At 70.5% G+C, this 17116-nt stretch carries 15 protein-coding genes and 1 pseudogene; 8 read left to right on the top strand and 8 right to left on the bottom strand.

The window, feature by feature from the left end; genetic code table 11:
- Positions 1–16 precede the first annotated feature (16 nt).
- Entirely contained in the window at positions 17–784 is a 768-nt protein-coding gene (locus tag KKR01S_RS07915; protein ID WP_081101643.1) for a TetR/AcrR family transcriptional regulator, read from the bottom strand.
- Between the two features lie 123 nt (positions 785–907).
- Between KKR01S_RS07915 and KKR01S_RS07910 the strand changes: the two genes are divergently transcribed.
- The 5 genes from KKR01S_RS07910 to KKR01S_RS07890 all read left to right on the top strand — a co-directional run bounded on the left by KKR01S_RS07910 (position 908) and on the right by KKR01S_RS07890 (position 4981).
- Positions 908–2170, top strand: a complete 1263-nt coding sequence (locus KKR01S_RS07910; RefSeq protein ID WP_061225721.1) for an MFS transporter — start codon at positions 908–910, stop codon at positions 2168–2170.
- Positions 2171–2186: 16 nt separating this feature from the next.
- Complete coding sequence (locus KKR01S_RS07905; protein WP_151196486.1) at positions 2187–2846, top strand: hypothetical protein; 660 nt, start codon at positions 2187–2189, stop codon at positions 2844–2846.
- 49 nt (positions 2847–2895) lie between these two features.
- Positions 2896–3765, top strand: coding sequence for a spermidine synthase (locus tag KKR01S_RS07900; RefSeq protein WP_061225719.1), 870 nt, complete (start codon positions 2896–2898; stop codon positions 3763–3765).
- Between the two features lie 194 nt (positions 3766–3959).
- On the top strand, positions 3960–4313 hold the full coding sequence (locus KKR01S_RS07895) for a thiamine-binding protein (RefSeq protein ID WP_058730534.1): 354 nt from the start codon (positions 3960–3962) through the stop codon (positions 4311–4313).
- Entirely contained in the window at positions 4310–4981 is a 672-nt protein-coding gene (locus KKR01S_RS07890; protein WP_061225718.1) for a GNAT family N-acetyltransferase, read from the top strand. The genes KKR01S_RS07895 and KKR01S_RS07890 overlap by 4 nt, the downstream gene beginning before the upstream one ends.
- A gap of 35 nt (positions 4982–5016) precedes the next feature.
- On the opposite strand, the gene KKR01S_RS07885 is transcribed toward KKR01S_RS07890, so the two are convergent.
- Both KKR01S_RS07885 and KKR01S_RS07880 read right to left on the bottom strand, forming a co-directional pair.
- Entirely contained in the window at positions 5017–5433 is a 417-nt protein-coding gene (locus KKR01S_RS07885) for a YchJ family protein (protein ID WP_061225717.1), read from the bottom strand.
- Positions 5434–5654: 221 nt separating this feature from the next.
- Positions 5655–7139: an NCS2 family permease gene (locus KKR01S_RS07880; RefSeq protein WP_061225716.1), complete on the bottom strand. Its 1485-nt coding sequence runs from the start codon at positions 7137–7139 to the stop codon at positions 5655–5657.
- A 282-nt stretch (positions 7140–7421) separates the two neighbouring features.
- On the opposite strand from KKR01S_RS07880, the gene KKR01S_RS07875 reads away from it, so the two are divergent.
- Positions 7422–7991 (top strand): YagU family protein, encoded by a 570-nt coding sequence (locus tag KKR01S_RS07875; protein WP_061225715.1) that lies wholly within the window; start codon positions 7422–7424, stop codon positions 7989–7991.
- A 171-nt stretch (positions 7992–8162) separates the two neighbouring features.
- On the opposite strand, the gene KKR01S_RS07870 is transcribed toward KKR01S_RS07875, so the two are convergent.
- The gene (locus KKR01S_RS07870) at positions 8163–9104 is read right to left on the bottom strand and encodes a type IV toxin-antitoxin system AbiEi family antitoxin (protein ID WP_061225714.1); all 942 of its coding nucleotides are present in this window, start codon (positions 9102–9104) and stop codon (positions 8163–8165) included.
- A 238-nt stretch (positions 9105–9342) separates the two neighbouring features.
- Between KKR01S_RS07870 and KKR01S_RS07865 the strand changes: the two are divergent.
- Positions 9343–10854: pseudogene (locus tag KKR01S_RS07865) on the top strand (sugar porter family MFS transporter); the annotation flags it as partial.
- An 85-nt stretch (positions 10855–10939) separates the two neighbouring features.
- On the opposite strand, the gene KKR01S_RS07860 reads toward KKR01S_RS07865, so the two are convergent.
- From KKR01S_RS07860 to KKR01S_RS07845, 4 genes are all read right to left on the bottom strand, one after another.
- Positions 10940–12640, bottom strand: coding sequence for an alpha,alpha-phosphotrehalase (locus tag KKR01S_RS07860; protein WP_061225712.1), 1701 nt, complete (start codon positions 12638–12640; stop codon positions 10940–10942).
- The gene (gene treR / locus KKR01S_RS07855) at positions 12637–13380 is read right to left on the bottom strand and encodes a trehalose operon repressor (RefSeq protein WP_061225711.1); all 744 of its coding nucleotides are present in this window, start codon (positions 13378–13380) and stop codon (positions 12637–12639) included. The genes KKR01S_RS07860 and treR overlap by 4 nt, the downstream gene beginning before the upstream one ends.
- A 115-nt stretch (positions 13381–13495) precedes the next feature.
- Complete coding sequence (locus KKR01S_RS07850; protein ID WP_081046069.1) at positions 13496–15037, bottom strand: flavin-containing monooxygenase; 1542 nt, start codon at positions 15035–15037, stop codon at positions 13496–13498.
- A 98-nt stretch (positions 15038–15135) separates the two neighbouring features.
- The gene (locus KKR01S_RS07845) at positions 15136–16029 is read right to left on the bottom strand and encodes an alpha/beta fold hydrolase (protein ID WP_081101642.1); all 894 of its coding nucleotides are present in this window, start codon (positions 16027–16029) and stop codon (positions 15136–15138) included.
- 230 nt (positions 16030–16259) lie between these two features.
- Here KKR01S_RS07845 and KKR01S_RS07840 point away from each other — a divergent pair, with 230 nt between their 5' ends.
- Positions 16260–17051, top strand: a complete 792-nt coding sequence (locus KKR01S_RS07840) for an IclR family transcriptional regulator (protein ID WP_081101641.1) — start codon at positions 16260–16262, stop codon at positions 17049–17051.
- Positions 17052–17116 lie beyond the last annotated feature (65 nt).

Here is a 17116-nt window from a genome sequence, read left to right as displayed (position 1 = left end):
GGCGCGGGCGCCCCGGTCAGCCCCAGGTCTGGCGCTCGATGCCGCCCAGCAGCAGCTCCAGGCCGGCGATGTACTCGGTGCGGTCATCATGGCGGTGGAACTCCCCGAGCACGGAGTGCACGAAGGGGAACTGCTCGGTGCTGGTGTGCCCCCAGCGCTCCAGCTGCTCGCGGAACATCTGCTCGACGTCGGCGTCCTCCTCCTCGCTCTGGCGCTGGGAGATCTCCGCGCCCATGCCGGAGGCGTAGTTGGTCACCGCCAGGGAGGCGTGGAACTGCTGGGCGGTGCTCAGCTCCATGCGCTGCAGGATCCGGCCCGTGCGCTCCCAGGTGCGCAGCGCGTGCTCCTCGTCGGGGCCGGCGTGGATCAGCTGCTCGGCCAGCCAGCGGTGCTCCAGCATCTGGGTGAACAGGCACAGGGAGAGTCGGCGCAGGTCCCCCAGGGCCTCGGCCGTGCCCGGGCTGGTGCGGGGGTCCGGGGCGGGAGCGGGGAAGCCCTCGAAGGAGGCCGGGGCGCTGCGGCCTGCTGCGGCCAGCCGCTCGTCCTCGGCCAGGGCCCGACCCAGCACCTCGTCGGCCACCATCGCCATCAGCTCGTCCTTGCCGGAGGCGTACCAGTAGAGGCTGGCCACCCCGCTGTCCAGGCTCGCGGCCAGGGCCCGCAGGGTCAGCTTCTCCGCGCCCTCGCGGTCCAGGAAGCCGATCGCGGCGTCCACGATGGCCTCCACGGAGAGGGTGGCGCGGCGTCGGGCGGGGCGGCGGGAGGCGCGGGGGTCGGGGCTCATGCCACCGAGGCTACGCACGGGCTTGCAGGGAATCAAACATCGTTCTATTCTCGAACACGGTTCGATAAATCGAACGTCGTTCCAGAATCGAGCCGCGTTCGATCCTCCCGAAAGGCTCTTCCCATGACCACCGATACCCTCGAGACCCCCGCGGTCTCCGACGGCGCCCCGCGCGCCGCCGTCGCACCCCACCCCGGCGCACGCCACCGCGCCCGCCGCACCACCTCCCCCCAGTCCCTGCGCGCGGCCTGGCCCGCCCTGCTGGGGCTGTGCCTGGCCATGCTCGTGGAGATGGTGGACAACTCCATCCTCAACATCGCCCTGCCCACCGTCGGGCGCGAGCTGCACGCCAGCCCCACGGACCTGCAGTGGATCGTCGGGGCCTACTCCCTGACCTTCGGCGGCCTGCTCATGGTCGGCGGCACCATCGGGGATAAGATCGGGCGCCGCCGCACCCTGCTCACCGGCCTGGCCCTGTTCGGCCTGGCCGGGCTGGGCGTGCTGCTGGTGCGGACCCCCGAGCAGCTGATCGCCGTGCGCGCCCTGTCCGGGGCCTTCGCGGCCCTGATGGCGCCCATCACCATGTCCCTGATCTTCCGGCTGTTCGACGACGACGTGCTGCGCGGCCGGGCCATCGGCCTGATCATGGTGGTCTCCATGGTCGGCTTCGCCCTCGGGCCCACCCTGGCCGGGCTGGCCGTGGCGCACATGCCCTGGCAGGCCCTGCTGGTCCTCAACGCCCCCGCCGCCCTGCTGGCCTGGCTCGGCGTGCGCTTCGGGGTCAGCCCGGACCGCTCCGAGGACCTGCGCCGCGGCGTCATGTTCGTCTCCACCCAGCTCTACCAGTTCGCCTGGGGCTGGTCCGCGTTCCGCGCGGGGCTGGCCAACCTGCCCTTCGTGGTGGGCATGCTGGCCGTGGGTCCGCTGGTGGACGGCCTGGTGGCCCGGATCGGGCAGCGGCGCACCTCCATCATCGGCCTGGTGTGCGTGCTGCTGGCCCTGGCCATCTGGATCTGGGCGCTGTCCCACGGCTATCTGTGGTGCGCCGTCGGCATGCTGATCATGACCGCCGGGATGCGCATCATCATGACCACCGGGGCGGTGGCCCTGGTGGGGGCCCTGCCGGAATCCCACACCTCCATCGGCTCGGCCCTGAACGACACGGCCCAGGAGCTGGGCAACGCCGTGGGCGTGGCCATCGTCGGCACCGTGATGGCCGCCGTCGTGGGTCGGAGCCTGCCGCAGGGAGCCTGGGACGCCGGGCTGGTTGACGGGTTCGTGCACTCCCAGCAGATCTCCTTCACCCTCCTCGCCGGGATCGTGCTGGTCATGGGCGTCATCGGGGTGCGGACCCTCACCGACTCCACTGAGACCGAAGAGCGCTGACGCTGACCATCCCGGTATGTACTCTGAGAACATGATGAACATCACTCGCTCGATGGGAGCTTCCGCCTCCATCCTCCTGATCACCTTGGGAATCACGGCCTGCGGCTCATCGGATCAGGACTCTAGCCCTTCGTCCGCGGCTCCTGCAGCGTCGTCCTCCTCGCCGGCGGCTTCCGCTGAGGCGTCTGATACCGCTTCCGAGTCCGTCGCCAGTGAGGAGCCCTCAGCGTCCGGCGGTGGCTCTTCCATGTCGTCCGGGAGCAGTTCCTCGGCACCCAGCCTGGATGCGGAAGCGGATGGCGACGCCCCCATCCTGAACATCACGAGTGAGACGAAGGCACCCGCGACGATCGGTGAGTGGAAGATCCAGAGTGCGGGGCAGCTCGGAAACAGCATCACGTACACCAAGGGCAGCAAATATGCCTATATCAGCTACAGCCCCATCATGACCCTCGAAGACACGAAGACGCCGGGTAACGCCGCGGCATTCAAGCACAGCGGAACCCCTATCCCCGGCGGCTACTGCGGATCCAACAACCCGCGCCCCGAGGAGGGGCAGCCTCTGGAAGGCTGCCGTCTGGCCGCTACTGAAGGCACGGTGAGCGTGACGGTGCCCGATTCCTCTCCGGAGGAAGTCAAGGAGTTCGCGCGTCAGACACAAGAGGCTCTGAAGTAGCCCCCCACGCCGGAGGCGTAGGCCTGGCGGCGTCGTAGGGTGGGGTGCCATGGGCAGGAAGCGCGGCGCACGGCAGGAGCACACCCCGGAGACGACGTCGGCCGGGCCCGTGCCCGGGGAGCACCCCATCGACACCGGCACCGCCGAGCTCGTGCCGGATCGCTTCCACCCGGACGCCTGGCTGCTGCTGGTCAACGGCGTGCAGTCCAGCCACGTGATCCTCGGGCAGCCCCGGGAGCTGGCCTTCGAGTACATGCGGTGGATCGCGGCCTTCCTCGAGCTGTTCGTCCCCGCCCACCTGGACCCCGAGCGGCTGCGGGCGACCCACCTGGGCGGCGCGGGCTGCTCCCTGGCCCGCTGGACGGCCGCGACCTGGCCGCGCAGCCGCAGCACCGTCGTCGAGCTGGATGCCCGGCTCGCCGCGCTGGTGCGCGAGTGGTTCGACGTGCCCCGCGCCCCCACCGTGCGGATCCGGGTGGGGGAGGCCCGGCAGGTCACCGAGGGCTTCGCACAGGCCAGCCGGGACGTGATCATCCGAGACGTGTTCGCCGGGGCCGTGACCCCGCGGCCGCTGACCACCGCGGAGTTCTTCGCCCACGCTCACCGTTCCCTCGCCCCGGGCGGGCTGTACGTCGCCAACTGCGGGGATGACCGGCGGATGCTCGGGGTGCGGGAGGAGATCGCCGGCCTGGCCGAGGTGTTCGGGCACGTCGCGGTGATCGCGGATCCGCCGATGCTCAAGGGGCGCCGCTACGGCAACGTCATCCTGCTCGCCTCGGACGCTCCGCTGCCGGTCGAGGGCTCCGATGACGCCGCCCGCCTGGCCAGGGAGCTGCTCGGCGGGGCGGTGCCCGCCCAGTACCGGGACGAGGCGTGGACCCGCCGCTTCGCCGCCGGCGCGTCACCGCGCCGGGACTGAGTCCCCCGTCGGGCGCCCGGTAGTCTCAGGAAGACGCTTGATGAGAAGATCGACGCACCGGCGTCTCAATAAGCTCAGCCGCGCGTCGGACCGTTCCCCTCGTGGCGCAGGCCCTGGATGACTTCGCCCGTCGGGCGGGTCGCCGACCGTGAGCCCCCCTCCCCACGGGGTGGGAAAAGTGGCAGGCTGGGATCATGCTGGTTGCCTTCTCCCTGGTCCCCTCCGGCGGCGAGTCCCCGGACGCCTCCGTGCACGACGCTGTCGCGGCCGCCGTCACCGTGGTCCGCGACTCCGGTCTGCCGCACCGCACCGACGCCATGTTCACCACCATCGAAGGCGAATGGGATGAGTGCATGGACGTCGTCAAGCGCGCCGCCGAGGCCGTCGGCGAGTACGGCACGCGGGTCTCCCTCGTGCTCAAGGCGGACATCCGCCCCGGGTACACCGGGGAGCTCACCGGCAAGATCGAGCGGCTCGAGCGGGCCGTGCAGCGCCGCGCCCTGGAGAGCGGGCAGGGCGGGAAGGACGCCGGGACGGGCGCCGCGTGAGCGGGTGGTTCGTCGGCGACGGCGAATTCCGCATCGCCCCGGTGGATGCCGGCCCCGGCTCCGCGGATCCGCAGACCTTCACCCGCCTGCATCTACAGTGCCTGGAGACCGCCTACGCGCGGATCATCGACGAGGACTTCGGGCGGCGCATCCGCGCCGAGGCGGAGAGCGTCGCCGCCGAGGATCGGGAGAATCTCGCCGCGCCCGCAACCCGCGCGGTGATCGCCTGGGCCAATCCCGGCTTCGGGCAGAGCAACGAGTTCGGCTGCTGCTCGATCGGGGCGGACCCGGACCTGTGGTTCCGCCCCGTCGGGTTGGCGCTGAGCACGGACGGGCCTCAGTCGTGGGAGGCGAAGGCGGGCGCTGCGCCCCTGCCCGGCGTCGCTGGGAAGCCGCCGCGCACCCTGGTGACCCTGTACGTGCTGCCCGAGGCGCAGGGCCGCGGGCTCGGCGGGCACCTGCTGGACGCCGTCCTGGGCGCCGAGGAGCCGGCATACCTGTGGATCATCAACGGCAACGACGGCGCCGAGCGCTTCTACGCCCGCCGCGGCTTCCGCTCCCTCGGGGAGGCCTACCCCGGGGGCGGGGCGTGGGAGCCGGCCACCACCGGGCGGATGGCGCGCGGGCTGACCCGCCCCGATGATCGGGCGCGATCCGGCCGGGACTGATCCGGCCCAGCTCTGTCCGGCCCGGCCCAGACCGGTCAGCGTCGGGCGGGCGCCTCGTCCAGGTAGTACCAGCGTCCATCCTCACGCAGAAACCGGCTGTCCTCCTCCTGCACCCCGCGACGCCGATGCTCGCCCGGGATGCCGGGGACGGAGCGCCAGTGCGCGGCGAAGCGCACGCGGGCGGCGTCGTCGAAGGGACCTCCGGAGGTCTGCAGGATCTCCAGGCGCTGCCACCGGATCTGCGGGTCCAGCTCCAATGAGGCCGGCCGGGTGCTCGGGTACCAGGTGGCCAGCAGGTAGTCGGCCAGCCCCAGGGCGAAGGCCGTGAAGCGGGAGCGCATCAGCGCCTCCGCCGTGGGGGCGGGTGCGCCCCGGTGGTGCCGGGCGCAGCAGGCGCCGTAGGTCTCGCCGGTGCCGCAGGGGCAGCGGGCGTCGTCATCCAGCGTGGGCATGGGAACCAGGATAGGCGGCGTCGGGGGAAGTCCGAGGTGCGGCACAGGAGAACCCCAGGGTCGGTGCGTATGGTGGGAATCACCTCAAAGGTGCGAGTGATTGATGAGCCGAAGCCCCGGCCTGGTGTTCCAGGACCGGGGCTTCGGTGCGTTCGGCTCGTGCGGCCACCAGCGGCTCGGCGATGGCGGCGCGTCCGCCATCGGCGCGGATGCGGTGAGGGTCAGTGCGTCCAGCCCTGGATCAGGCCCATCCCGAAGTAGGCCAGGAAGGCCAGGGACACCAGGTACATCAGCGGGTGGACCTCCCGGCCGCGGCCCTGCACCAGGCGGATGAAGGTGAAGGAGACGAAGCCCGCGCCGATGCCGTCGGCGATCGAGTAGGTGAACGGCATCATCGCGATGGTCAGGAAGGCCGGGATGCCCAGGCCCCAGTCGTCCCACTGCACGTGCACGGCCTGGCTGACCATGAGGAAGCCGACCACGACCAGCGCCGGGGCCACCGCCTCGAAGGGCACGATGTTCACCAGCGGGGAGAAGAACATGGCCGCCAGGAACAGCAGGCCGGTGACCACCGTGGCCAGGCCGGTGCGCGCGCCCTCGCCGATGCCGGTCGCGGACTCCACGAAGATCTGCGACGACGATGCGGAGGCGCCGCCGCCGGCCACCGAACCCAGGGCGTCCACGGCCAGCACGCGGTTCATCCCGTAGATGTTGCCCTGCCGGTCCACGGTCCCGGCCTCCGTGGCCAGGCCCACCGAGGTGCCCATCGCGTCGAAGAACACCGAGAGCAGGATCGCGAAGACCAGCAGGCTCGCGGCCATCGCCCCGAGGGAGGTGAAGCCGCCGAACAGATCCACCGCCCCGACCAGGGACAGATCCGGCAGGCTCAGCCACTGGCTGGGCAGGGCCGGGGCGACCAGGGACCAGCCGGTGGCGGAGTCCGCGGAGGTCCCGGACGGGGCCACGGCCTCGAGGATCACCGCGAGGATCGTGGAGGCGATGACGCCGATGAGGATCGCCCCGCGCACCTTGCGGATCATCAGGGCGATGGTCAGGAACAGCCCGACCAGGAACACCAGGATCGGCCAGCCGATCAGCTGCCCGTCCACCCCGAAGGTCACCGGCACGGTGGTGCCCGCGGCGTCCGGGGTGCGGCGGATGAAGCCGGCGTTGACGAAGCCGATGAAGGAGATGAACAGGCCGATGCCGACGACGATCGCGACCTTCAGCGACTCCGGCACCGCGTTGAACACCGCGGTGCGGAAGCCGGTGAGCACCAGGACGAACATGATGACGCCGGCCCACACGACCATGCCCATCAGCTCCGGCCAGGTGAGGTTCGGCGTCGTCGTCATGGTCGCGGCGAGGAAGGCGTTGATGCCCAGGCCCGCGGACATCGCGAAGGGCTGCTTGGCGATCACGGCCATCAGGATGGTCATGATCCCGGAGACCAGCGACGTGGCGGCGGCGACCCGGGCCAGGCCGAGCTGGGAGCCGTTCGCGTCCGCGATCAGCCCGATGACCAGGGGATTCAGGACCACGATGTAGCTCATCGTGAAGAACGTGGCCAGGCCGCCGCGGATCTCGGTGCCCACCGTGGAGCCGCGGGCGGTGATGTGGAAGAACCGATCCAGGCCGCCGCGAGGCTGCGGCGTCGGGGTGTCGGCGGCGGGGGTGCGGCGCGGAGCCGCGGTGTTTTCAGTCATGGCGTGAAAATCCGTAGATACTCTCGTGGGTGCGGGGTCACCATGAGCGCCGGGATCGGTCGCGCCGCCGGGTCCGGGCAGGTGCGCCGGGGAGGGCGGCCCCGCCGTCGGGGGTGCATGGGCGCGGGATCCGGTGGTGCGGATCACCGCGCGAGCTCGAGTCTACCCCGCTTTTCCAGCCGACCCGGGAAACATCACGTCATCCCACATAAAGCCACACGAACCCACACTAGGGTGGGGTGACGGCGGGGATCCCCGCCGGCCGCGTGGAAAGGACGCCCGATGAGCGCTGCAACCCTGCTGAGGACCGTGACCGACCCCGTGCGACGCCGCCCCGCCGTCGCCGTGCTGGTCGGGGTGATCGCCGGGATCTTCTCCGGCATCGTGAAGTTCGGGTGGGAGGTGCCGTTCCCGCCGCGCTCACCCGAGCGGGACGCGACCAACCCCCCGCAGGCCCTGCTGGAGCTGCTGGGGATGTCCCCCGAGGCCACGCACCAGACCTACACCTACCTGGGCAACGACCTGCCATGGGTCAGCTTCATCGTGCACTTCGCCTTCGCGATCTCCTTCGCCGTCCTGTACTGCGTGGTCGCCGAGTACCGGCCCGGGATCACCCTGTGGCAGGGTGCGGTCTTCGGTCTGGCGGTGTGGGTGGCCTTCCACCTCGTGGTCATGCCGCTGATGGGCATCGTGCCCGCCCCGTGGGAGCAGCCCTTCGGCGAGCACTTCTCCGAGGCCCTGGGCCACGTGGTGTGGGCGTGGTCCATCGAGATCGTGCGCCGAGACCTGCGCAGCCGGATCACCGGCCAGCCGGACCCGTGGGTGCGGCAGCTGGAGGAGGCCGCGGGCTGATTCGCGCGAACCGTCACTGGCGTGGGTTATGTATGGCTCATAGCCCACGTGGGTGACGGCTCGGAGTCTTGTGTCTGTCGTATGGCCGCGAACCGTCACTGGTGTGGCTTCTCAACGGCTTATAGTCCACGTGAGTGACGGCTCGGTGCTGGGGAGGGAGGGTCGGTGAGGTCAGCGGGCTCGGTGCACCGCAGCTGCCACCAGCGCGACCACCCGCGGCACCAGCTGACCGCGGTAGGGCGCGAGTGCGTCCAGGTCTGCGGCGACCACGCGCACCTCCACGGCGTCCACGCTGCGGGTCGCCCGCTCCCGGGCGACGTCGCGGTGGACCTGCCGCGGATCCGAATGGTGCATCCCCTCGTACTGGACGCTCGTGCGACTGTACTCATCCCACAGATCTGGCAGCACCTCGCGCCCGTCTGCCCCGATGAGACGGTGATCCGTGATCCACTCGCCCACCCGGTGATCCTCCAGGAGCAGGCGCATCCGCGTCTCCTGGGGTGAATCCACGCCCACGCGCACCCGGCCCAGCGCCAGCCGGGCCCGCCGCACCCCGCGGACCCCCGGGTGCTCGTCGAGCATCCTCCGCAGCTGCTCCACGGTGCACAGCGGCGGCACACCGGCGCGGATGCCGTGACGGTGTGTGCACACCAGACCGTCACCCACCGCGACCAGCGCCACCGGGTTGAGCATCCGCGCGAGGTCCAGGAAGGTGCGCGCCGGCGTCGTCACCATGACCTCCCCGACCATCATCACGTCCCCCGGACGGTACGCCGCCTCGGTGCCGACGACGCCTGGGCGACGCAACCGCGGCCTGCCATCCGTGCGCGCCAGATGCAGGAGGGTGCTGCGCGACAACGTTCCAGGCAGGCGCATCCCGTGGAGCTGGGCGGCGGTCACCCCGCAGATCACGGCGTGCCCGGCCTGCGCGGCGACGACGGCGGCGACCTGCGCCGGCGTCGGCTCCGCCCCGGGGACGCACCGGATGCCGCGGCGCAGCTGCCGCAGGTCCCCCGCGTACGCCCGGAACCGGGAGAGCCCGTGCCGTTCCAGTGCGCTCGCGGTGATCGGTGTGTTCAGCAGCGGCGTCGGGAGGGGCTGGGGAACTCTCATGCCCCGGTTCTACCGGGCGGGGCATCCGGTGAACGCCTCCGGATCCGCACGACGACGGCGCCCCTGTGGATTCCCCGCGGCATCTCAGGTGTGGATCCCCCGCTGCCGGAGCCTCCCGCCGCGCTCAGCGCCCCAGCCCTCCCGCGAACCGTCACTGGTGTGGCGTATGGGAGCATCAGAGCCCACGTGAGTGACGGTTCGGTACCGCACGCCGTCGTCCTTCGGGCGGCTATGCTGACCTGGGCGGACCCGCCGCCGAGCACCCCAGGAGGCCGAGCACCCGATGAGCACCGACAGCACTCCCTCCGGCCCAGGCGCCTCCGCCGCCCCGGACCTCCCGCCGCTGGGCAACGGAGCCCATCAGCACCGGCTGACCATGATCGCCCTGGTCGCCACACTGGGCGGCCTGCTGTTCGGCTACGACACCGGCGTCATCAACGGCGCCCTGCTGCCCATGTCCGCCGAGCTCGGGCTCACCGAGGTCACCGAGGGCGTGGTCACCTCCTCCCTGCTGTTCGCCGCGGCCATCGGCGCCCTGACCATCGGATACGTCTCCGATGCGTGGGGTCGACGCCGGACCATCCTCCTGCTCGCCGTGATGTTCTTCCTCGGCGCCATGCTGTGCGTGTTCACCCCCGGACTGGGGCTGCTGATCGCCGGGCGGGTAATCCTGGGCCTGGCCGTCGGCGGAGCCTCCACCGTGGTGCCGGTGTTCCTCGCCGAGCTCGCCCCCTACGAGATCCGCGGCTCCCTGTCCGGGCGCAACGAGATGATGGTGGTCCTCGGGCAGCTGGCCGCGATCGTCATCAACGCGATCCTCGGGAACACGCTGGGGCACCTCGAGGGGGTCTGGCGGATCATGCTGGCCGTGGCCGCCCTGCCCGCCCTCGCCCTGTTCTTCGGGATGCTGCGGATGCCGGAATCCCCCCGCTGGCTGATGGCCCGCGGCCGCACCGATGAAGCCCTCGAGGTGCTCAAGACCGTCCGCTCCGAGGAGCGCGCCCAGGCCGAGGTCGACGACATCCAGCGCCTCGTGCACGAGGACCGGCAGGAGCGCGGGGAGGGCCTGCGCGGGGTCCTGACCAACCGGTGGCTGCTGCGCCTGCTGCTGACCGGCATCGCCGTGGCCGTGTTCCAGCAGCTGACCGGCATCAACGTGATCATGTACTACGGCCAGGTGGTGCTCACCGAATCCGGCTTCGGGCAGAACGCCGCGCTGGTCGCCAACATCGCCCCCAGCGTGATCGGGGTGATCGGCGCGATCATCGCCCTGTGGATGATGGAGCGGGTCGACCGGCGCACCACCTTCATCACCGGCTACACCCTGGTCACGGTGTTCCACGTGCTCATCGGCGCCGCGACCCTCGCCGTGCCCCAGGACAGCCCGGCCCGCCCCTACATCATGCTGGTGCTGATCGTCGGGTTCGTCGGGTCCATGCAGACCTTCCTCAACGTGGCCACATGGGTGATCCTCTCCGAGATGTTCCCGCTGCACATGCGCGCCGTCGGCATGGGCGTGTCCGTGCTGTGCATGTGGGTGGCCAACGGCCTGCTCAGCCTGTTCTTCCCGGTGCTCATCGCCCACCTGGGCATGACGGCGTGCTTCTTCGGCTTCGCCGTGCTCAACGCCCTCGCGGTCCTGGTGATGTGGCGCTTCCTCCCGGAGACCCGCGGGCGCACCCTCGAGCAGGTGGAGGAGGACGTCGCCACGGGAGCGATCTTCGTCGTCCCGGGGCGCGAGGAGGACTGAGAGCGGCGGCACGGCCGTCCGTCGGTCCCGGTGGCCTCACCCGGCCCTGGAGCGGGTGAGGCTGCCGGGGGACCCCTCAGGGCGCTTACCCCGCGAGGATCGCGATCGCCTCGTACGGGGCCAGCTCCAGCTCGGAGGCCCCCTCAGCGAGGGCGGCCAGCCGCGCGTCGTCGTCGTGGACGTTGCCGATCAGCACCCGACCGGTGCGGAACTCCTCCGGCACGGCGACGGCGGTGCTCTCGCCGTAGAAGTTCGTGAGCACGAGCAGGGCTTCCCCGGATTCCGACGCGGGCCCTTCCGGCGAACCGCTCTCCAACCGCCGGATGTAGGCGAACACGCTCGGGTGCTCCAGGGCCCACGCTTCGTAGGTCCCGTGCGCGATCAGCGGGCTCTCGTGGCGCAGCCGGATCAGCTCCCGGTAGTACGGCAGAATCCTCCCGGACTCCTCTTCCGCGGCCACGGAGATCGCCTCCTGATTGGTCGGACGCAGCCAGGGCACGGTCGAGGAGAACCCGGCGTGCTCGCTCGCATCCCACTGCATGGGGGTGCGGGCGTTGTCCCGAGCCTTGGAATGCACGACGTCGAAGGCGTCGGCTTCGCTGAGCCCCTGGGCGCGCAGGGTCGCGTAGGCGTTGCGCGCCTCCACGTCCGTGTACTCCTCGACCGAGGTGTAGACCGGGTCCGTCATCCCGATCTCCTCGCCCATGTACACGAACGGGGTTCCGCGCAGCAGATGGATCACGGTGGCGAGCATGGTCGCGGAGCGCTCGCGCCACACGGTCGCGTTGCCGAAGCGGTCCAGGGCCCGCGGCTGGTCGTGATTGGTCCAGAACAAGGCGTTCCACCCGTTCCCGGCCTGCATCCCCGCGGCCCACTCGTGCAGGGTGGCCTTCAGCCGGGAGAAGTCGAAGGGCATCAGCGTCCACTTGCGTCCATCCCGGTAGTCCACCTTGAGGTGGTGGAAGCTGAAGACCATGTCCAGCTCCTCGTTGTCCGGGTCCGAGTAGCCCACGCAGCGCTCCACCGTGGTCGAGGACATCTCCCCGACGGTGACCGAATCCCGATCCCGACCGAAGCTCGCGCGATTCAGCTCGCGTAGGTAAGCGTCGACGTCGGCGCCGTCGGTGTACATGCGCCGCCCGTCCGAGCCGTCACCCGCCGAGCGCAGCTGCGCGTCCTTGCCGATGAGATTCACGACGTCGAAGCGGAACCCGCGCACGCCCTTGGCGCGCCAGAAGTTCACGATCTCCGCCATCTCCGCCCGGACCTGCGGGTTGCGCCAGTTCAGATCCGCCTGGGTCTCATCGAACAGGTGCAGGTAATACTCCCCCGTGTCCCCGAAAGGCGCCCACGCCGGCCCGCCGAACTTGGACTCCCAGTCGGTGGGCAGGGAGCCATCCGCCTGGGGCGGGCGGATGATGTAGTAATCGCGGTACCTCCGCTCACCGGCGAGGGCGCACTGGAACCATTCGTGGGCGGTGGAGGTGTGGTTGAAGACCATGTCGAACATGACGCCGATGCCGTGCTCGCCCAGCCGGGCGATCAGCTCCTCGACGTCGTCCATGGTGCCCATCGCGGGGTCCACGGCGCGGTAGTCGGCGACGTCGTAGCCGTTGTCCCGCTGCGGGGAGGGAAAGAACGGATTGAACCACACCATGTCGACCCCGAGGGAGGCGATATACGGGATCTTCTCGATGACCCCGCGCAGATCCCCGACCCCGTCCCCGTCCGAGTCCCGGAAGGACTTGGGATAGATCTGGTAGATGACCTTCTCACGGAAGCTCACCGGGTTCTCCTCTCCTCGGGGCGACGGCGGGCGAAGTCGCGGAACCGGAAGCGGTCCGCGCGGTGGCGGGAGACCGTGAACTGGATGTCCGCGGTGTCCTCCAAGCTGGTGATGCTGGTGGTGGTCACCACGACGTCGGAGGCATCCAACCCGAGCAGGCGGCAGTCCTCGTCGTCGGCGGGGACCACCCGGATCTCCTTGACGGAGTACCCCAGGGACAGCCCGAGGGTGCCCTCCAGGTGGTCGTACAGGGAGTCCTGGGCGACCTGCTCGGTGATGCCGGGGGCCAGCGCGGTCACCAGATAGTCGTGGTCGATGATCACCGGCTCCCCGTCGATCACGCGCAGTCGAGCCACGTGGGTCACGGGCACCGGTTCCAGGCGCGCTCCTCCGTCGCGCAGACCGGCGAACGCGGCCACCGGCAGCATCGTCTGCTCGACGGCGAGCACGCGGTTATCCAGATCCAGGCCCTCGGCGAGGGAGAACTCCTTGTATCCGAGCAGTCGTGTCACCGGGAAGACGTAGTGGGAGCGCTCGAGGACCTTGGAGCCGCGCCCGGTGATCTTCTGGATCCAGCCATCCTCGGTGAGCTCCTGCAGGGCCCGGCGCACGGTCTCGCGGGAGGCCCCGTAGGAGGTGGCCAGCTGGTGCTCGCTGGGGAGGAACCCGCCGACGGGGTAGGTGCCGTCCTCGATGCGGGCGCGCAGATCCCGATCGATGGCAGCCGCCTTGCCGGTCATGTGGTTCCCCCTGGTCGTGCCTACCTGTCTAGACACCACTGTGCTCCCCGCTGCCCACCTGTCCAGACAGGTGGGCAGCGGGGAATGTCGCGGCCCGGGGCAGCGCGTCTAGGGCTCAGGCGGCCGCGGTCGTTCGATCCGGCAGCAGCTCGAAGCGCTCCGGGTGGAAGGTGCCGTTGGCCTCCCGGAAGGCGTACCCGAAATCCGGCCAGATCAGCGTCAGCCGACCGGTGCGCGGATCCAGGTACCAGGAATCGCATCCGCCGTCGGTCCACACGGAGCCGCGCGCCTTCCGGTCGATCTGCGCCACGTACTCCTCCTCCTGCTCCGGGATCGGGGTGAGCACGGCATCGTCGTGCTGCCCGGCGTAGTCCATCGCCCCCAGGATGTACTCCACCTGGGACTCGATGATGTAGACGATCGAATTATGCCCCAGCGAGGTGTTGGGTCCGTTGATCGAGAACAGGTTGGGGTACCCGGCCACCGCCGTGGAATCCAGGGCCCGCATCCCGCGTGACCAGTGCTCGGCCAGGTTCACCCCGCCCACGCCGTGCACCAGTCGCGCGAACGGAGGCTGGGCGGCCTCGAACCCGGTCGCGAAGATCAGCACATCCAGGTCGTAGCGGGCACCCGAGGCGGCCACCGCCGTCGAGCCCTGCACCGAGGCCAGCGCGGAAGCCTCCACCGTGGTGTTCTCCGCGGCCATGGCGGGATAGTACGTGTTGGACAGCAGCAGACGCTTGCATCCGGGTTCGTAGTGCGGCGTCAGCTTCTCCCGCAGCGCCTCGTCCTGCACCTGTGCGGCCAGGTGCGCGGCGGCCATCGCCTTGATCCCGCTCAGATACGGATCGATGCCGCGGCGCGCCGGGTACGTGTTCTCCTGATTCCAGAACAGCTCCTCACGCACCCGACGGATGGTCGAGGGATCCCGTCGGAACATCCGCCTCTCCCCGTCCGTGTACTCCTTCACCGGGCGGGGGATCACCCACGCCGGGGTGCGCTGGAAGACCACCAGCTCCCTCGCCGCCTGCTGCGCCTCCGGCACCAGCTGGATCGCGCTGGCGCCCGTGCCGACGATGCCGACCCGCAGGCCCTCCAGTCGAATGCTCGGATCCCAGCGGGCCGAATGGCAGGCGCGTCCGGTGAATCCCTCGAGGCCGGGCACCTCCGGCAGGTGCTCATCGGCCAGGTGTCCGGTGGCCATGATCAGGTAGCGGGCCTCCACCTCACCCCCGTCGGTGCTCAGCTCCCATCGCTGGGTCCGTTCGTTCCAGGTGGCGTCCCGCAGGGCGGCGTCGAATCGGAAGTGCGGCGTGAGTCCCTCCTCGCGGGCGCACTCGCGCAGGTATTCCTGGATCTCGGCCCCGGGGGAGAAGAGGCTGGTCCAGTCGGGGTTGGGGCGGAAGGAGAAGGAGTACAGGTGCGAGGGGACGTCGCAGGCGACCCCGGGGTAGGTGTTGTCCCGCCAGGTGCCGCCGAGGTCGGAGGCGCGTTCGATGATGAGGAAATCCTCGTCCCCGCGGCGCTTGAGGCGGATGCCCATGGCCAGACCGGCGAAGCCGGAGCCGACGATCGCGGTCTTCACTCGGGTGGGACCATTGCCCGGGGCGGTGTCCGAGGGGATCTGGGTGGTGGTGTGGGTGTCGGTGGTGGTCATGGTGTGCTCCTGGAGGTTGGGAAGTCCGCGGCCGAGGCTGGGCTCCGGCGGCCGCCGGACTCGAGCGGGGTCGGGGTCGATGGGGTCGTCTGCCGGGGTCACGGCCTCGGCGCGGGGATAAGGGTCCCCGCGTCATAGCGCTGAGGGTCGTCGAGGAATCCCTGCACATGGAAGCTGATCTCGGATGGCCGTTCCAGAACGGAGGCATGGCCGGTTCCGATGACGGCCAGACGTGCGTCCCGGATGGCGCCGAACAGCTGCCGCTGGTGGCGCAGCGGCACCATCTGGTCGTCTTCCGAGCCGATGATCAGCGTGGGGTGCGGGATCGCCTCCGCCTCCTCGGTGATCTGCACGCGCCGGTTCAGCTCCATCTGCGCCGCAGTGAACGGGGTGAAGGCCTGGGCCTTCAGTGCGGGAGCGATCTCCGCCATCGTTTTGCCTGCGAGGAAGGGGCCGCCGAAGGCGCAGAAGGCCGTGTACTCGGCGAGGGCCTCGTGGTCCGCGGCGTACAGACGGGTCCAGACGTCGTTGCGGATCAGCTGCTGCAGATCTGTGCGAACCCACCCGTTAATCAGCACGAGCCGTCCGATCAGCTCGGGGCGGCGGGCGGCGATGAGGGCGGCCACGCACGCGCCGAGACTGTAGCCCAGCAGGGTCACGTGCCCGGCCTCGACGGCGGCCTCCTCGAGCACGGCGATGACCTGCAGCGCCAGGTCCTCCAGCTCCAGGGTCCGCTGAGCGGACTCACCTGCCGGGGCGGTGGTGCCCTCAGGGGCGGTCCAGTCCACGGCCAGAGTCCGCTGACGCGTCGCCAGGACCGGGAAGAGGAAGCCGAAGTTCGCGGCCGTGGAGCCTCCGGTGCCGTGGACCAGGAGGATGACGTCGTCGCGGTCGTGGGCATCGCGGGAGTCGTACCAGGTGACGTCGACGGCGGAGCCTGCGCTGTCCTGAGTCTGCACGGTGTGGGCGAGGGATGGGAGATCGTCGTACATCGGGTGGGCCTCCTGCGGCGTCGAAGGTGGTCGGAGTGACGGCCCTTGGGGGTGTTGGCCCCTCCGACTCGGGGCCGCGGCTTCGCTGCCGCGGCGCCGGGGGTTCGGAGCGGGGTCCGTCGCGGCCGTCGTGGTGATATTTCTACGACGGCGTAGTCTGCATCACAAGAGATGGCGGATCATCGGAAGTCAGCTCTGCGGACTCTCCGCTCCGGACGGAAGGCGGCACCATGGCATCACCACCCACACCTGGTCCCGGCACCATCCCCAAGATCGCCGCGATCCTGGAAGCCTTGGCCGTTGCGGGACAGAATGGGGCGCGACTGAAGAATCTCGCCGAGGACACCGGGATCGCCCGTCCCACGGTGCATCGCATCCTCGCTGAGCTGACCGCCGTCGGGCTGGTGCGCAGCACCGCTCAGCGCCGGTACGCGTGCGGGTCGAAGCTGTACGCGCTGGGTCTGGCGGCCCCCGGGCCGGTGCTCAATGCCGACCGCATCCGGCACGAGGCGCAGCGGCTGTCCGGGATCTGCGGAGACACCGTGTACGTGGGGGTGCGCCACGCGGACGGCGTCAGGTACGTGACCCGCACCAGCGGCACCTACCCGCTGCGGGCGTACGCCATCGACCCCGGGGACATCCTGCCGCTGAGCAACACGTACTGCGGGCTGGCGATCCTCGGAACCCTGCCGGCCGCCGAACAGGAGCGGGAGCTCGGCCAGTGGCGCCGTCGTCGCTCCCCCGAGTGGGTGGCCACCTCCTCCGCGAAGCACGAGGCGATGATGCGCCGCGCGCTGGCCGACGTCGCCGAGCTCGGGTACGCCGCTGGCCCCAACCACATGGTCCCGGAGCTGTCCGGGCTGTCCCTGCCGGTGCCCGTGCACGACGCCGCCGGGGCTGCGCTGGCCGCAGTGAGCATCTCCGCCGTGCACTCGCGTCTGAGCCCGGAGCGCATCCGAGGGATCCTGCCCTCCATGCGCGAGACCGCCGGGCGCCTGGCCGAGAGCATCGCCCTGCCCTGAGGGCGGGGTGCGGTGGTGTGTGTCGTCGGACGGTCACCTTGCCGAGCCGTCACTCACGTGGGCTC

It is taken from the genome of Rothia kristinae NBRC 15354 (assembly GCF_001570865.1).
In the GTDB taxonomy this organism is placed as follows: Bacteria; Actinomycetota; Actinomycetes; order Actinomycetales; family Micrococcaceae; genus Rothia; species Rothia kristinae.
This window is presented reverse-complemented; position numbering and strand designations above follow the sequence as displayed.

What these genes read in the sequence shown, in the direction of transcription:
- KKR01S_RS07915 (WP_081101643.1), bottom strand. Translation starts at nt 784, where the DNA reads ATGAGCCCCGACCCCCGCGCCTCCCGCCGCCCCGCCCGACGCCGCGCC.
- KKR01S_RS07910 (WP_061225721.1), top strand. Translation starts at nt 908, where the DNA reads ATGACCACCGATACCCTCGAGACCCCCGCGGTCTCCGACGGCGCCCCG.
- KKR01S_RS07905 (WP_151196486.1), top strand. Translation starts at nt 2,187, where the DNA reads ATGTACTCTGAGAACATGATGAACATCACTCGCTCGATGGGAGCTTCC.
- KKR01S_RS07900 (WP_061225719.1), top strand. Translation starts at nt 2,896, where the DNA reads ATGGGCAGGAAGCGCGGCGCACGGCAGGAGCACACCCCGGAGACGACG.
- KKR01S_RS07895 (WP_058730534.1), top strand. Translation starts at nt 3,960, where the DNA reads ATGCTGGTTGCCTTCTCCCTGGTCCCCTCCGGCGGCGAGTCCCCGGAC.
- KKR01S_RS07885 (WP_061225717.1), bottom strand. Translation starts at nt 5,433, where the DNA reads ATGCCCACGCTGGATGACGACGCCCGCTGCCCCTGCGGCACCGGCGAG.
- KKR01S_RS07880 (WP_061225716.1), bottom strand. Translation starts at nt 7,139, where the DNA reads ATGACTGAAAACACCGCGGCTCCGCGCCGCACCCCCGCCGCCGACACC.
- KKR01S_RS07875 (WP_061225715.1), top strand. Translation starts at nt 7,422, where the DNA reads ATGAGCGCTGCAACCCTGCTGAGGACCGTGACCGACCCCGTGCGACGC.
- KKR01S_RS07870 (WP_061225714.1), bottom strand. Translation starts at nt 9,104, where the DNA reads ATGAGAGTTCCCCAGCCCCTCCCGACGCCGCTGCTGAACACACCGATC.
- treR (WP_061225711.1), bottom strand. Translation starts at nt 13,380, where the DNA reads ATGACCGGCAAGGCGGCTGCCATCGATCGGGATCTGCGCGCCCGCATC.
- KKR01S_RS07850 (WP_081046069.1), bottom strand. Translation starts at nt 15,037, where the DNA reads ATGACCACCACCGACACCCACACCACCACCCAGATCCCCTCGGACACC.
- KKR01S_RS07845 (WP_081101642.1), bottom strand. Translation starts at nt 16,029, where the DNA reads ATGTACGACGATCTCCCATCCCTCGCCCACACCGTGCAGACTCAGGAC.
- KKR01S_RS07840 (WP_081101641.1), top strand. Translation starts at nt 16,260, where the DNA reads ATGGCATCACCACCCACACCTGGTCCCGGCACCATCCCCAAGATCGCC.